12 protein-coding genes are annotated in these 14,717 nt (G+C 65.3%); 9 read left to right on the forward strand and 3 right to left on the reverse strand.

Translation table 11 applies throughout. From position 1 onward, the window contains the following. Window positions 1-25 precede the first annotated feature (25 nt). From ACFDR6_RS35780 to ACFDR6_RS35820, 9 genes are all read left to right on the forward strand, one after another. Window positions 26-1,150 carry a mandelate racemase/muconate lactonizing enzyme family protein gene (locus tag ACFDR6_RS35780; protein ID WP_375861287.1) on the forward strand — a complete coding sequence of 375 codons (1,125 nt, stop codon included), beginning with the start codon at window positions 26-28 and terminating at the stop codon, window positions 1,148-1,150. A gap of 305 nt (window positions 1,151-1,455) precedes the next feature. Beyond that, complete coding sequence (locus tag ACFDR6_RS35785; RefSeq protein WP_375861288.1) at window positions 1,456-2,805, forward strand: ABC transporter substrate-binding protein; 1,350 nt, start codon at window positions 1,456-1,458, stop codon at window positions 2,803-2,805. A gap of 80 nt (window positions 2,806-2,885) precedes the next feature. After that, window positions 2,886-3,770 carry an ABC transporter permease gene (locus ACFDR6_RS35790; RefSeq protein ID WP_375861290.1) on the forward strand — a complete coding sequence of 295 codons (885 nt, stop codon included), beginning with the start codon at window positions 2,886-2,888 and terminating at the stop codon, window positions 3,768-3,770. Beyond that, window positions 3,767-4,672 (forward strand): ABC transporter permease, encoded by a 906-nt coding sequence (locus ACFDR6_RS35795; protein WP_375861291.1) that lies wholly within the window; start codon window positions 3,767-3,769, stop codon window positions 4,670-4,672. The genes ACFDR6_RS35790 and ACFDR6_RS35795 overlap by 4 nt, the downstream gene beginning before the upstream one ends. Window positions 4,673-4,679: 7 nt before the next feature. Then, window positions 4,680-5,786 (forward strand): ABC transporter ATP-binding protein, encoded by a 1,107-nt coding sequence (locus tag ACFDR6_RS35800; protein ID WP_375861292.1) that lies wholly within the window; start codon window positions 4,680-4,682, stop codon window positions 5,784-5,786. 28 nt (window positions 5,787-5,814) lie between these two features. Next, window positions 5,815-6,300, forward strand: coding sequence for a (2Fe-2S)-binding protein (locus tag ACFDR6_RS35805; protein WP_375861293.1), 486 nt, complete (start codon window positions 5,815-5,817; stop codon window positions 6,298-6,300). Between the two features lie 2 nt (window positions 6,301-6,302). Continuing rightward, a complete protein-coding gene (locus ACFDR6_RS35810; RefSeq protein WP_375861294.1) occupies window positions 6,303-8,690 on the forward strand; it encodes a xanthine dehydrogenase family protein molybdopterin-binding subunit in 2,388 nt (795 codons plus the stop codon). A gap of 11 nt (window positions 8,691-8,701) precedes the next feature. Then, the gene (locus tag ACFDR6_RS35815) at window positions 8,702-9,499 is read left to right on the forward strand and encodes an FAD binding domain-containing protein (RefSeq protein ID WP_375861295.1); all 798 of its coding nucleotides are present in this window, start codon (window positions 8,702-8,704) and stop codon (window positions 9,497-9,499) included. A 16-nt stretch (window positions 9,500-9,515) separates the two neighbouring features. Next, window positions 9,516-10,979, forward strand: coding sequence for an amidase (locus tag ACFDR6_RS35820; RefSeq protein WP_375861297.1), 1,464 nt, complete (start codon window positions 9,516-9,518; stop codon window positions 10,977-10,979). Here the strand turns inward: ACFDR6_RS35820 and ACFDR6_RS35825 are convergent. From ACFDR6_RS35825 to ACFDR6_RS35835, 3 genes are all read right to left on the reverse strand, one after another. Next, the gene (locus ACFDR6_RS35825; RefSeq protein WP_212092941.1) at window positions 10,976-11,872 is read right to left on the reverse strand and encodes a LysR substrate-binding domain-containing protein; all 897 of its coding nucleotides are present in this window, start codon (window positions 11,870-11,872) and stop codon (window positions 10,976-10,978) included. The two genes, ACFDR6_RS35820 and ACFDR6_RS35825, sit on opposite strands and share 4 nt — an antisense overlap. 268 nt (window positions 11,873-12,140) lie before the next feature. Continuing rightward, window positions 12,141-13,520 (reverse strand): amidase, encoded by a 1,380-nt coding sequence (locus ACFDR6_RS35830; protein WP_375861299.1) that lies wholly within the window; start codon window positions 13,518-13,520, stop codon window positions 12,141-12,143. After that, entirely contained in the window at window positions 13,501-14,697 is a 1,197-nt protein-coding gene (locus tag ACFDR6_RS35835; protein WP_375861300.1) for an MFS transporter, read from the reverse strand. Before ACFDR6_RS35835 ends, ACFDR6_RS35830 begins: the two co-directional genes overlap by 20 nt. Between the last annotated feature and the right edge of the window lie 20 nt (window positions 14,698-14,717).

Here is a 14,717-nt window from a genome sequence, read left to right on the forward strand (position 1 = left end):
TTCATCCCATCGCAGGCTCGGCAACATGACTGACGGCTTCACTATCCGATCGATCGAGGCGTTCTGCTATCGCTATCCGCTGGCGACGCCGGTGGTGACATCGTTCGGCAAGATGCTCAACCGTCCCGCCGTCTTCGTTCGCGCCGTCGATGAAGACGGCGTCGAGGGATGGGGCGAAGCCTGGTCGAACTTTCCGGCGCCAGGCGCGGAGCATCGCGCCCGGCTCGTCAACGAGGTGCTGGCGCCGGGTCTTGTCGGGCGCAAGTTCGACGGTCCTGTCCAGGCCTTCGAGGTGCTGACGGGGGGAACCGAGGTGCTGGCGCTGCAGTGTGGCGAGCCCGGCCCGTTCGCGCAGGCGATTTCAGGCATCGACCTTGCGCTGTGGGATCTCGCAGCACGCCGTCAGAAGTTGCCGCTGTGGCAGCTCCTGGGCGGCCAATCGAACAAGATCAAGGTCTATGCCAGCGGCATCAATCCCGGCGGCGCCGCGCAGACGGCGGAAGCTGCGCTCAGGCGCGGCCATCGCGCGCTGAAGCTGAAGGTCGGCTTTGGCGCCGAGATCGATCTCGCCAACCTGGCCGCGCTGCGCGGCATCGTCGGCGCCGGCATGCTTGCGAGCGATGCCAATCAGGGCTGGTCGGTCGAGCAGGCCATGGAGATGCTGCCGCGGCTTGCCGAATTCGATCTGCGCTGGCTCGAGGAGCCGATCCGCGCCGATCGCCCGCGCGAGGAATGGCGCAGGCTGCACGCCCTGGCGAAGATGCCGATTGCAGCAGGCGAAAACATTTCGAACCTCGACGCATTCAACGAGGTTCTGGCCGACGACGTGCTCGGCGTGGTTCAACCCGACATCGCGAAATGGGGCGGCCTCAGCGTCTGTGCCGGGCTGGCTCGCGACATCCTGAAGGTGGGCAAGACGTTTTGCCCGCACTATCTCGGCGGCGGCATCGGTCTACTCGCGTCCGCGCACCTCCTTGCCGGCGTCGGAGGCGATGGCTGGCTGGAAGTCGATGCCAACGACAATCCGTTGCGCGATCTGCTTTGCGGCCCCATCCTCAATGTCAGGGACGGCGCGGTCGAATTGAACCACGAGCCGGGGCTCGGCATCGCGCCTGATCTGTCCAGTATCGAGCGCTATCGCGGCATCTAGCGCTGTGGAAGGCCTGTCAGCGACCGAAGATGCTGACGGCCGCAAGACGCAGAACACGCAGCTCGGTGCGATCGTCGCGCAAGCGCGGGCGGGGCGGTCGACAGCCCGGCGGTTGCTGCCTTCCTAGGCTGGATGCCGAGATGAAATGCAGAGCGCAGAACCATTAGTCGCGCTTATGTCGCGAATTTTTACTTCCAATTTTACATCGCAAGATCCCAGCCATAGCCTCACGCGCAACTGATCATATGTCGCGATCGATCAATGGCGATCGGAGCGAGCGTTCATTGTAGCCAACGAGGGTTGCCATGCTTGACAGGGACGAGGGGAAATCCACTGCCGGTCCGGCGGGGACGAGCGACAAATCGGCGAAAAAACTAAGCCGGCGCACGCTGTTGAAGGGGGCGGCCGCAATCGCGGGCGCGGCCGCAGGGTCGGACGCCATACGCGGATTTCCGACCATCTGGGCGCAGGAGATCAAGGACATCGAGCTGCGCCATGTCGGCGTGTCCTACTCGGTGGTGAAGGCGATCGGCGACCAGGCCGCCAAGGATCTCGGATTCAAGGTGACGATGCAGAACCTCGACACCTCCGCCGCGATCAACCGCTTCATAAGCCAGCCTAATACGGTCGACATCGCCGATCTCGAGGGCTGGCAGGCCAAGCTCGCCGCCAAGCGCAGCGTGATCCAGGGCATCGAAGTCAAGAAGATCAAGGAGTTCGACAACATCCTGCCGATCTTCACCAAGGGCGAGATCGACGGCCACAAGATCCCGCGCCAGGGCATCTCGCCCTATGAGGCCATGTACATCGCCAAGCCCGACTCGACCGACCTGAACGACGGCGTCACCGAATGGGCGACCTTCCTGCCGCAGGTCTACAACGCCGACTCCATCGGCTACAGGCCCGACCTCGTCGGCCATGAAGTGACCGAGTGGAAGGATCTGATCGACCCCAAGTTCAAGGGCAAGGCCGCAATCCTCGACGTGCCCGCGATCGGCATCATGGACGCTGCGCTCTGCTTCGAAAGCGCCGGGCTGATCAAGTACGGCAACAAGGGCAACATGACCAAGGAGGAGATCGACTTCACCTGCAACAAGCTGATCGAGCTGAAGAAGCAGGGCCAGTTCCGCGCGACCTGGACCACCTTCGATCAGTCGGTGCAGTTGATGGCGGCGGGCGAGGTGGTGATCCAGTCGATGTGGTCGCCGGCGGTCGCCGCGGTGCGCGTCAAGGAAATCCCCTGCGTCTACGCGCCCGTGAACGTCAAGAACGGCAAGGAAGGCTATCGCGGCTGGTGCAACGGCATGGGCCTGATGAAGCACCTCTCCGGCAAGAAGCTGGACGCGGCCTACGAATATCTCAACTGGTATCTGTCGGGTTGGCAGGGCGGCTTCGTCGGCCGCTACGGCTATTACAGCCCGGTGCCATCGACGGCGAAGAAATTCCTCACCGCGGCGGAATGGGACTTCTGGTACGACGGCAAGCCGGCGCCCGCCGTGATCAACGATCCCTACGGCGTGCCGATGGAAAAGGCCGGCACCAAGCGTGACGGCGGCTCGTTCCTCGATCGCGTCAAGAACATCTCGTGCTGGAACACGCTGATGGACGAGGCCGCCTACATGAACAAGCGCTGGAACGACTTCAAGGTGGCCTGAAATCTGCTTCCCTCACGTAGCTTAGCACCGGCGCGGCGACGCGCCGGTGCGAGAAGATCGACTTCGAGGCGTTTGCCGCTATGCAGCCAAATCCAGCTCAAACTTCGTCACGCGCCAATCTCGCCGGCTGGCTCTATGTATCGCCGCTCGTCCTGGTGCTCGTGCCGTTCTTCGTGGCGCCGATCCTGGTCGTGCTGGCTGCGAGCTTCTTCGCCACCGACGGCTTCGGTGGGCTGACACCGGGATTCACGCTGGCGAGCTATGCCGAAGTGTTGCACTCGGCGCTGACGCTGAAGCTGTATCTGGCGACCATCAAGTTCACGGTGCTGACCTGGATCTTCACGCTCGCCATCGGCTTCTTCGTTGCCTATTTCCTGGCGTTCCACGTCCGCAATCAGTTGTTTGCGATCGGCCTGTTTCTGCTCTGCACCGTGCCGTTCTGGACCTCGAACATCATCCGGATGATCTCCTGGATCCCGTTGCTCGGCAAGGAAGGTTTGATCAATCAGGTGCTGCTGGGAATGGGCGTGATCCGCCAGCCGCTCGAAGTGCTGCTGTTCTCCGACCTCGCCGTGGTCATCGCCTATGTCCACCAGCTCACGATCTTCATGATCGTGCCGATCTTCAATTCCATGGCACGGATCGACAAGAAGCTGATCGAGGCCGCAATCGACGCCGGTGCCAGCCGTTTCGACATCATGCGCTTGATCGTGGTGCCGATGTCCAAGAGCGGTATCGCGCTCGGCACCATCTTCGTGGTCTCGATCGTGATGGGCGACTTCTTCGTGGTCAAGGTGATGTCCGGCGGCGGCTCGGCCTCGGTGGTGAGCGCGTTCTATGAGGATGTCGGCGTGCTGCAATATCCGACCGCGGCTGCAAGTGCCGTGCTGCTGACGCTGGTGCTGGTCGCGCTCGTCTCGCTGATCCTGCGTACCGTCGACATCAGGCAGGAGATCGCGCGATGAGTGCCGTTCTTGCCGACACGCCAAAAACCGACGCGTCCCAGACGGTCGCGCCGGCCACCACCAAGGCGATCGCGCCGGACAAGGGCGGCCGGCCCTGGACGTTCTACGTGCTGGCGACGCTGTTTGTGCTCTACGTGCTCGCTCTCTACGGTCCAATGTTCTGCATCTACATCCTCTCGTTCCAGGATATCCGTGGCGGGCTCGTCTTTCCGATGAAGGGCCATTCGCTGCACTGGTTCGTCGATCTCTTCACCCAGGTGCGCACCGGCGACGTCAAGGGCTCGTTCGACCGCTCCATCAAGCTGGCGGTCATCGTCACCATCATCACCGTAGTGGTCTCGTTCCTCGCAGGGCTCGGCTTTCGCAGACGCTTCCGCGGTGACACGATCGTCTTTTACATGATGATCGGCAGCCTGGTTGCGCCGGGCCTCGTGCTCGGCCTCGGCACGGGCCTGCTGTTCCAGGCGCTCGGGCTGAACGCGAGCTGGTACACGTCCGCACTCGGCGCGCAGCTCTCCTGGACGTTGCCGTTCGGCGTGCTGGTGATGTTCGCGGTGATGTCGCGCTTCAATCACGTCTGGGAGGAGGCCGCCTACGATCTCGGCGCCAACCGCTGGCAGTCGATCCGGCTGGTGATGATCCCGGTGCTGGCGCCCGGCCTCGTCGCAGTCGCGCTGTTCGGTTTCACGCTGTCCTACGACGAGTTCGCCCGCAGTCTCCAGACCGCGGGCTCGCTGAATACGCTGCCGCTGGAAATCTGGAGCATGACCTTGAACGTCACCTCGCCATCGCTTTATGCGCTCGGCACGGTGACGACCGTCATCTCCTTCATCGTCATCGGTGCGAGCCTGGGCAGCATCGTGCTGATCCAGACCAAGCGCGGCGGCCAGGCAAAGGGTTGAGCTGGGGATGAAGAGAGATCGCGGCGATATCGAACTGGCAGGGGTCTGCAAGAGCTTTGACGGCGCGACCTACGTGGTCGATGGCGTCAACCTGAAGATCGCGGATGGCGCCTATTGCTGCTTCATCGGCCCCTCCGGCTGCGGCAAGACCACCATCCTGCGCATGATCGCCGGCCATGAGGATCCGACCGCGGGCGAGATCGTGATCGGTGGCCAGAATGTCGTCGGGCTGGCGCCGGTGCAGCGTCGTACCGCGATGATGTTCCAGTCCTACGCGCTGTTCCCGCACCTGACCGTGCGCGAGAACATCGCCTTTGCGCTGCGAGTGCGCGGCATGCCGAAGGCCGATCGCCTGCGTTCGGCCGACGCCATGATCGAGAAGGTGCGCCTGACGCAATTCGCCGACCGGCTGCCGGCGCAGCTCTCAGGTGGTCAGCAACAGCGCGTGGCGCTGGCGCGTGCCGCGATCACCGAGCCCCGCGTGCTCTTGCTCGACGAGCCGCTCTCTGCGCTCGACGAGCAGCTCCGGGTGCAGATGCGCCAGGAGTTGCGGCGGATGCAGCAGGAGCTCGGAATCACCTTCATCCATGTCACCCACACCCAGCTCGAGGCGATTGCCCTCGCCGATCTCGTCGTGGTGATGGAGCAGGGCAAGATCAAGCAGGCGGGGCCGGCGCGCGAGGTCTACGCGCATCCGCACGATCGCTATGTGGCCGAGTTCATGGGCGGCCAGAACGTGCTGTCGGGGCGGGTCGAGAAGGTCAACGGTGCGAGCTTTACGCTGGCGCAGGCCGCACCTGATGGCATCGAGGTGCCGCTTCAGGCGCGCTCGACCGTCAGCGTCGGCGACAAGGTCGATATCGCCGTGCGCCGCGACGACGTCGTGCTGGTCAGGTCCGGCAAGGAATTGCCGCCCGGCTGCACGACGTCGCTGCCGAGCCGCGTCCTGGCGATCGAATACCAGGGCTATTTCGTCAAGGTCATGCTCGATACCGTGCCGGACGACGGGTTCGTCGCCTATGTGCCGGAAAAGACCTTCTTCGCGGATCCCTTCACCGTCGGCGATGTCGTGATGGCCACTTGGGCCACGGGCAGCGCCCTTCCACTCGCCTAAGAGAGCCGTCGCGCACAGGAGCTTGATCGTGCAGATATCCTTCACACTCAACGGACGGCCTACCACAGTCGATGTCGAGCCGGCGACGCTCGTCACCGAGCTCCTGCGCGAGCAGCTCAACCTCACCGGTACCCATATCGGCTGTGACACCAGCCAGTGCGGCGCCTGCGTGGTCCATCTCGACGGCTTGCCTGTGAAAAGCTGCACGCTGCTGGCGCCGGCGCTCGTTGGTGCGACGTTGCTCACGATCGAAGGTCTCCAGGGCGCACCTGGCTCGAACCAGATGCATCCGATGCAGGAGGCCTTTCGCGAGCATCATGGCCTGCAATGCGGCTTCTGTACGCCCGGCATGCTGATGACGGCGGTCGCGCTCGCGGTCGGGAAGCCTGATCTGACCGAGGCCGATGTCCGTCACGGTCTCGAAGGCAACATCTGCCGATGCACCGGCTACCAGAACATCGTCGTCTCGGTGATGGCAGGCGCCGCCGCCATGAATGCCGCCAAGGGAGAGTGACCATGGGCAATGTGATTGGTATCGGCGCCGCACCGAAGCGCAAGGAAGACCAGCGCTTCCTCACCGGACGCGGAAACTACGTCTCCGACATCAAGCGCCCCGGCATGACGGCGGGCGTGTTCGTGCGCTCGCCGCATGGCCACGCGGTGCTGCGCGGCATCGACAAGAGCGCGGCGCTGGCCGCACCCGGCGTCGTCGCCGTGCTGACCGGGGAGGATGTCGCGACCGACAAGCTGGGCACGCTGCCTTGCGGCTGGGGCATCTCCGACGCCAAGGGCATTCCGATGAAGGAGCCGCCGTTCCCGATGCTTGCGCAGGACAAGGTGCGCTTTGTCGGAGACATGGTGGCCTTCGTCGTCGCGGAGACGCCGGAGCAGGCGAATGCCGCGGCCGAGCTATTGAAAGTCGACTACGGGGTGTTGCCGTCCGTGGTCGGCGTGCTCGAAGCGGTTCGGCCTGGCGCGCCGCAATTGTTCGAGGACGTGCCGAACAATATCTGCTGCGACTGGGAGCTCGGCGACAAGGCCGCGGTCGAGACGGCGTTCCGGAAGGCGGCACACGTCGCAAGGCTCAGTCTGGTCAACAATCGCCTGATCGGCAACCCTATGGAGCCGCGCGCGGCGATCGCCGAGTACGAACCCGGCACGGATCGCTTTACGCTGTGGACCACGAGCCAGTTTCCGCATGTCGTGCGGTTTCTGATGGGCGCGCTGGTCCTCAACATCCCGCAACACAAGCTGCGGGTGGTCGCCCCCGACGTTGGCGGCGGGTTCGGCGTCAAGCAGTTCCATTACGGCGAGGAATCAGTAATCACCTGGGCCGCCAAACGCGTCCATCGTCCGATCAAGTGGGTGGCAAGCCGTTCTGAAGGCTACGTCTCCGACCGCCACGGCCGCGATCACGTGACCGAAGCGGAGCTCGCACTTGACGAGACCGGAAAGTTTCTCGCATTCCGTGTCAATACGCTGGCCAATATGGGCGGCTATCTCTCGACCTTCGGGCCGAACATTCCGACCAATCTCTACGGTCCCTTGCTCGGCGGCGTCTACACCACGCCCGCCATCTACTGCAACGTGAAGGTCGTCTTCACCAACACAGTGCCTGTTGACGCCTATCGCGGCGCAGGCCGGCCCGAGGCCACCTTCGTGCTGGAGCGCATCGTCGATGTCGCAGCCAGCGAGATGGGCATTGACCGCGTCGAGATCCGCCGCCGCAACATGATCCCGAAGGAAGCCTATCCGTATCAGACGCCGGTGCTCGTGCAGTACGATTCCGGAGATCCGATGGGCTGTCTCGACGGCGCGCTGGTTGCGGCAGACGTGAAGAGTTTCGGGGTGCGCAAGGCGGCGTCGGCCAGCAAGGGAAAATTCCGCGGGCTCGGCTACTCGACTTATGTCGAGGCCTGCGGCCTTGCGCCATCGCGCTTTGCGGGCCGGTTGGGCGCGCGTGGCGGCCTCTACGAGAGCGCGACGGTGCGCGTGCATCCGACCGGCCAGGTCACGGTCATGATCGGCACCCACAACCACGGCCAGGGCCACGAGACCACGTTCGCGCAGATCGTGTCCGAGAAGCTCGGCGTGGCCTTTGAAAATGTCGACATCGTGTTCGGCGATACCGATCGCGTGCAGTTCGGCATGGGCACCTATGGCTCGCGCTCCCTGGTGGTCGGCGGCGCGGCGCTGTCGAAGGCGACGGACAAGGTGATCGCCAAGGGCAAGAAGATCGCCTCCCATCTGCTCGAGGCTGCCGAGGTCGATATCCAGTTCGAGGCGGGCAGGTTTTCCGTCACCGGCACGGACCGCATGAAGACGTTCGAGGAGATCGCGGGCGCCGCCTACGTGCCGCATGATTATCCGCTCGAAGTGCTGGAGCCGGGGCTGGAAGAGCAAGCCTATTACGATCCCGTCAACTTCACCTATCCCGGCGGCTGTCATATCGCCGAGGTCGAAGTCGATCCGGAGACCGGCACGGTGACGCTCGTCAATTACACGGCCGTCGACGATGTCGGCACGGTCATCAATCCCATGATCGTGGAGGGCCAGTTGCACGGCGGCATCGTGCAGGGCGTTGGCCAGGCGCTGTTCGAGAACGCGGTCTATGACGAGGGCTCCGGCCAATTGCTGTCGGGATCTCTGATGGACTACTGCATGCCGCGCGCCGACCACATGCCTATGATGAAGGTCGCAACCCATTCGACACTGTGCACGCACACGCCGATGGGCGTGAAGGGGTGCGGTGAGGTCGGCACCATCGGTTCGCCGGCCGCCGTCATCAATGCGGTGGTCGATGCGCTGTCGCATCTCGGCGTGACCCATGTCGACATGCCGGCGACGCCGAACCGGATCTGGCGCCTGCTGCAAAACGCGTCGCTGCCGGTCGCCGCGGAATAGGGAGAATATCAATGAGGTCATTTGCCTATCACCAGCCCCAGCAGCTTCCCGACGCCGCGAAGCTGCTGACCTCCATCGAGGACAGCAAGCTCGTCGCGGGCGGCATGACGCTGATCCCGACGCTGAAGCAGCGGCTGGCCAGTCCGCCTGCCTTGATCGACCTTTCGAAGCTCGGAAACCTGAAGGGTATCACCGACGACGGCGCCACCATCGTGGTCGGCGCGATGACACCGCATGCGGTGGTGGCAGCCTCGAAGCTGGTGCAGGCGAAGATCCCCGGTCTCGCGGCGCTCGCGTCCATGATCGGCGATCCCGCGGTGCGCAGCCGCGGCACGATCGGCGGCTCGGTCGCAAACAACGATCCGGCGGCCGACTATCCCGCCGCCGTGCTCGGTCTCGGTGCGACCATCGTCACGAGCACGCGCGAAATCGCGGCCGACAAGTTCTTCCGCGGCTTGTTCGAAACCGCGCTCGAACCCGGCGAGATCATCACGGCGCTCCGCTTCCCGGTGTCGACCAAGGCGGGGTACGCGAAGTTCAAGGCGCCGGCTTCGCGCTATGCGCTGGTCGGCGTGTTCGTCGCGAAGTTCGCTGACGAGGTTCGCGTGGCCGTGACCGGAGCGGGCTCCGGCGTGTTCCGTGTGCCACCGATGGAGGCGGCGCTCTCGGACAATTTCGACCCATCCGCGGTCGCCGCGATCAAGATCGACACCGACGGTCTCACCTCCGATATCCACGCCGAAGCCGACTACCGTGCGCATCTCGTCACGGTCATGGCCAAGCGCGCCGTCGACGCGGCGCTAAGCTAGCTCTTTAGGGTTGATGATGACTGATGGTTCCGGCCGAACGGCCTTCCCGCCGGCGCCGACTGGCCTCGGCGCGCTTTCTGCAACCGAGATAATGGCCGGCTACCGGCGCGGGGAATTCACTCCGCGTGACGTTGTTGACGACACGATTGCAGCCCTTCAGGCGGCGAACGAGACCTGCAACGCGGTGGTGACGCCGATGTACGAGCAGGCGAGGGCGGAGGCTGATCGACTTACCAGGGAGATGCGCGCGGGCGAAGTCAAAGGTCCGCTCGCAGGCGTGCCCGTCACGATCAAGGATCTGGTCTTCGTCGCGGGCGTGCCGGCCTATGCCGGCTCGCCGATGAACAAGAGCTTTGTGCCCGAGGTGGATGCCGCCGTCGTGTCGGCGCTGAAGGCATCGGATGCGATCATCACCTGCAAAACCACCACCTGCGAGTCCGGCTACAAATTAACGGCCGACAGTCCGGTCACCGGCACGACGCGCAATCCGTGGAATCCCGGTCGCACGAGCGGTGGGTCGAGCGGCGGCGCAGCGGCCGGCGTTGCCGCCGGCTGCGGCCCGATCGCGATAGGCACCGACGGCGTCGGCTCGATCCGTGTGCCTTCGTCGTTTTGCGGTGTGTTCGGGTTGAAGCCGACTTTCGGCCTCGTGCCGCGCTCGCCGGGCTTCTCGCCGCCGTCCTGGGCCTCGCTCGCGCATACCGGGCCGATCACGCGGACCGTCGCCGATGCCGCGCTGACGCTGGAGGTCATCGCGGGCTACGATCTGCGCGATGCCGCAAGCGTTCCCGTTTCCGCGCGTCGCTTCAATACGGACGCAGGGCGCTTGGAAGGGGTTCGTATCGCAGCCAGCGCCGATCTCGGCTACGCCGCCGTCAGCCCCGATGTCTGCGCGGCCTTTGGCAAGGCGCTCGGCGTTCTCGATTCCTGCGGCGCACAGGTCACCATGGACGGCCCGGGTCTCGATCCCGACATCCTGGAGCATACGTTGAAGCCGATCGCGTTCACCGAGCAGGCGGCCGCCGTCGCGACCAAGACCGCTGCCGATCTTGCAGGTTCGGAAGCCGACTATCGCGGTGTCGTCAGCGCTGGACGGAGCTACAGCGGCACGGATTATATCGAAGCGAGTTACCGCCGCGGTCAGGCGCGCAGTGCCTTCGTCAAACTGTTCGAGCGTGTGGATGCGCTGGTGACGCCCACAGTTGCCGTCACCGCGTTCGAGGCCGGGCAGATCGGCGTCGGCACGATCGACGGCCGCAAGGTCGATCCGCATCTCGGCTGGTCACCGTTTACGTGGCCGATCAATCTCGCCGGCCTTCCGGCGGCGACGCTGCCTTGCGGCTTCGATCGCGATGGCATGCCGATCGGGCTTCAGATCATCGCGCCCTGGCTCGACGAGCCCATGATTTTCCGCATCGCCGCCGCGTTCGAAGCGGCGCAGCCCTGGGCGAAGTTCTGGCCGCAGCTGGCGTTGCGCTAGGACAATTCGATCGGCCCGCGGCCGCTGAGTTCTTCGTTGAGGCGCAGATAGTGCGCGAGATAGTCGTGCAGGGCGGTGGCCGCTTTCGACGTGGCACCGCTCGATTTGTAGAGCAGCAACTCGATCTTTGGCAGCGGCGGCAGGCCCTCGTTCGGCCCGATCTCGCGCATCGCCGGCACCAGCGCGCTGCGTCCGAGCACGGTGACGGCCATACCCGCGAAGGCCGCGGCTTGTAGTCCGCCCACGCTTTCGCTGACACAGGCGATGCGCCAGCGCAAATTCCCGCGTTCCAGCGTATCGATCGCGTAGTCGCGATAGATGTTGCCCGGCGGCAAGAGCGCGAGCGGGATCGGCCGTTCCTGATGCGCGGCGGACTGCTCGCCGGTCATCCAGACCAGCTGCTCGCGCCGCACCACTTGGCCGCCGGTGAAATCGTTCATCCGGGTGACGAGCGCGATGTCGACATCGCCGCGCTTGACGAGGCCGACCAGCGGCGTCGACAGCGCGCAGTTGAGCTCGACCTGGACGCGCGGAAAGGATTTTCGGAACACGCTGAGGATCTGCGGCAGCATGAAGGCCGCGTAGAGGTCGGGCGTGCCGAGCACGACCTGTCCCTCGATCTCCTGCGACGCAAGCTGCGAAATCAGCTCGTCATGCAACCTCAGGATGGATTTGGCGTAGGTGAGGACGGTGGTGCCGTCCTCGGTCAGTGTCATCCTGCGGCCGCCCTGCAGGAAGAGCTGCTTGCCGGTCAGCACCTCCAGCCGCTGCAATTGCAGGGTGATGGCTGGTTGGGTCCGGCCGAGCCGCCGCGCCGTCTCGGTGATGCTGCCGGTCTCCACGACCGAGATCAAGGACCGAAGCATGCGGATGTCGAGACTGATAAGGTTCATTCGGCGCTCGTTTCGCCCGACTTCGATGCAATTTCCATGCTACAGTTTCGCGGGAAACGTGTTGCGCATCCGGCTCGAACCTCAGCGTCTGACGTGCCACCGACGCTTGATTAACCTGGATTTTCTCGGCTGAAGCCAGCTCAAACTTGCCCGTGACGGGTTGGAGCTTAGAGTTCAATTTTTTCAACTGGTTAGAAGGTCGCTTTGCGCAACCGGTACGCCGGGAGATCGCACGGCCGCCATTGTGAGCAGGCGTTGGGAGAAACATCTACGGCGGCACTTGCGTTCGCAGCACCGCCTCAATCTGTCGCGCTGCTCCAAGTAGCATTCGGTCTTGTCCGCGCGCGGCGATGATCTGGAGGGCGAATGGCAGTCCGCTCCGATCCGTTCCGCATGGAATCGAAATCGCCGGCAGGCGGGCATGATTGACGAAGGGCGTGAACGTCGCGTGGGCGCGCGGGCTTGCGACCTGTCCGCCGATCGTGTCCGGGCCGAGCTGCGTCAATGGCCACGCGACGCATGGAACGGTTGGCGTCAGCAGCAGGTCGAATGCGCCAAGGAACGCCGCAAATGCCCTGGCGATTGCAGCGCTTGCGACCAGCGCGCCGGCGACCTCTGCGCCCGACCACGACAGCCCCCGCTCGATCTGGTTGGCGATATCAGGATCGAACAGGCTCGGATTCCGGCGGAAGACATCGCCATAAAGCGCCGCGAGGCCGGCATGTTGAAGTGGCATGATGGCTTCTTCGGTCGCGACCGCAGGCCAGGCGGGATCACATTCGGCGATCCGTAGCCCAGCCGCGGCGAGACGCTGGACGGCCAGAGAGACGCCGTCGGCGACAGCCTGATCAACGGCGGCATCAAGTCCAAGGCGCGGCGAGAAGGCGATGCGCAAGCCCGAGAGCTCGCCGCTGTCGCGAGCGATCGTCGCGGAATCCGGATCGCGCGGATCGACGCCGGCCATCGTTTCGAACGCGAGCGCGATATCGGCAATTTCGGCTGCGATCGGTGCAATGACGGAAAGGCCGAAGAACGGCTCGGCGAAGCCGGGCCCATAGGGGATCGCGCCATAGGACGGCTTGAAGCCGGCGACGCCGACATGGGCCGGGGGCCGGCGGCTGGAGCCGCCGGCATCGGTGCCGATCGCGAGCGGCACGAGGCCGGCCGCGACGGCGACGGCGGGACCGCCCGATGAACCGCCGGGCGTCAGCGAGGGATCGAGAGGATGCCGGGTCGGGCCATATAGCGGCGAGGTCGTCACGCCCTTGCAGGCAAACTCGGACGTCGCTCCGATGCCGACGATGACGGCGCCGGCCCGGCGCAGCCGCTCGATCGCAATCGCATCCTGCGGCGCAATGAAATCGGCGAACAGGCGCGAGCCTTGCGTCACGCGCCAGCCGCCGGCCCAGATGTTGTCCTTGACCACGACGGGGACGCCGGCGAGCGCCATCGTCTCGCCGGCGCGCAGGCGCTCGTCGACAGCCGCGGCATCGGCCAGCGTGCGTGCAGGATCGGTTGCGACGACTGCGTTCAGCGCCTTGGCGGCCTCGATGCGCGCGAGCGCGGCCTTTGCGGTCTCGGCGGCGCTCGTCCGCCCGGCCGCGACATCGGCTGCGATCTCGCGGGCGCTATGTGCCGGCTTCGTCATGGCCTCCCCGGATCAGCGCCACTGTGCCGCAGAGAGCCAGGCACGCCAAGGCAAAGAAGGCCGCGCCAAGGCCGGCCACACCGTCCAGGATCGACACCAGCGCAGGCGCCGCCAGCAGGCCGGCATAGGAGGCGGTCAGCACCGCGCCCGCGGTGTCGCCGATCCGGTCCTGCGGGGCGAGGCGGGCGATCTCCGCGATGAAGACGCCGTTCCAGCCCGAGGCTGTCAGGCCGAACAGCGCTGCAACCGCAAACTGCCAGGTGCGACCGAGCGATGCGCCGTCGAGGCCGAGCAGCGCGGCGCAGAACGCCATGCCGAGCCCGATCACGACGAGGACGCCGCGTGAGGCGTCGAGCCGCATCGCGACATAGCCCCAGCCCAGACGGCCGAGGAGGCCGCCGGCTTGCGCGCAGGCGAGCGCCGTGCCGGCCTCGATATGGCTGAGCCCGAGCTCGCGGGTGCCGAGCGTGACGAACACGGTGTTCAGCGACACCTGCATCGCGCTGAACGGCATCGAGGCCAGCGCGAGCATCGCGATCCGCCGGTCCGCGGTCACCAGCGCCAGTCGCGCACGGAGGTCGAGTTTCGGCGGCGGTGCGGCCTTGGCGCCATAAGCCGGACGCAGTCGCTCGAACAGCAGGATTGCCAGCAGCGCGCACGCGCCGACCGACGCATAGCACCAGACAGGTCCCAGCGTGATGGCGATCGCGGGCAAGACCAGCGAGCCGCAGACGGCGCCGATCTGATTCCCGGTCTGGCGGACCGAGAACACGAAGGCGCGGCGCTCGGCGGTCACGAGCCGGGCCAGCAACGCCGCGCTGGCAGGGGTTTCCGGCCCGAAGGCGAGGCCCAGGCAGAGGCCGGCGGCGAGCAGCGCCGCCGTCGAACCGAGCGAGGCCAGCGCCATGCTGACGATGATGGCCGCTGCGCACAGGCTTGCCATCCGCAGCGAGCCCATGCGGGCGATGAAGCCGCCGCCCCAGAACGAAGCGGGGATGCCGACCGCGAACACTGCGCAGGAGAATAGCGAAAGCTGCCAGACCTCGATATGGGCGCGCGGCGCGATCACGCCGGGCGCGAACAGGGCAAGCGCCACCAGGGCCTGGAGCCATGTCATCGCTGCCAGGGCCGGCAGCAGCGCGGGCACTGGCCGAACGGCTGTGTTTGCGTCTACCATGGCGCTGCGTTCACGGGAGG

It is taken from the genome of Bradyrhizobium tunisiense, assembly GCF_042263385.1.
GTDB classification, from domain to species: Bacteria; Pseudomonadota; Alphaproteobacteria; order Rhizobiales; family Xanthobacteraceae; genus Bradyrhizobium; species Bradyrhizobium tunisiense.

Excerpts from the sequence above, each read along its gene's own strand:
- ACFDR6_RS35825 (WP_212092941.1), bottom strand. The coding sequence starts at position 11,872 with ATGAACCTTATCAGTCTCGACATCCGCATGCTTCGGTCCTTGATCTCG.
- ACFDR6_RS35820 (WP_375861297.1), top strand. The coding sequence starts at position 9,516 with ATGACTGATGGTTCCGGCCGAACGGCCTTCCCGCCGGCGCCGACTGGC.
- ACFDR6_RS35810 (WP_375861294.1), top strand. The coding sequence starts at position 6,303 with ATGGGCAATGTGATTGGTATCGGCGCCGCACCGAAGCGCAAGGAAGAC.
- ACFDR6_RS35795 (WP_375861291.1), top strand. The coding sequence starts at position 3,767 with ATGAGTGCCGTTCTTGCCGACACGCCAAAAACCGACGCGTCCCAGACG.
- ACFDR6_RS35780 (WP_375861287.1), top strand. The coding sequence starts at position 26 with ATGACTGACGGCTTCACTATCCGATCGATCGAGGCGTTCTGCTATCGC.
- ACFDR6_RS35785 (WP_375861288.1), top strand. The coding sequence starts at position 1,456 with ATGCTTGACAGGGACGAGGGGAAATCCACTGCCGGTCCGGCGGGGACG.
- ACFDR6_RS35835 (WP_375861300.1), bottom strand. The coding sequence starts at position 14,697 with ATGGTAGACGCAAACACAGCCGTTCGGCCAGTGCCCGCGCTGCTGCCG.
- ACFDR6_RS35800 (WP_375861292.1), top strand. The coding sequence starts at position 4,680 with ATGAAGAGAGATCGCGGCGATATCGAACTGGCAGGGGTCTGCAAGAGC.
- ACFDR6_RS35790 (WP_375861290.1), top strand. The coding sequence starts at position 2,886 with ATGCAGCCAAATCCAGCTCAAACTTCGTCACGCGCCAATCTCGCCGGC.
- ACFDR6_RS35830 (WP_375861299.1), bottom strand. The coding sequence starts at position 13,520 with ATGACGAAGCCGGCACATAGCGCCCGCGAGATCGCAGCCGATGTCGCG.
- ACFDR6_RS35815 (WP_375861295.1), top strand. The coding sequence starts at position 8,702 with ATGAGGTCATTTGCCTATCACCAGCCCCAGCAGCTTCCCGACGCCGCG.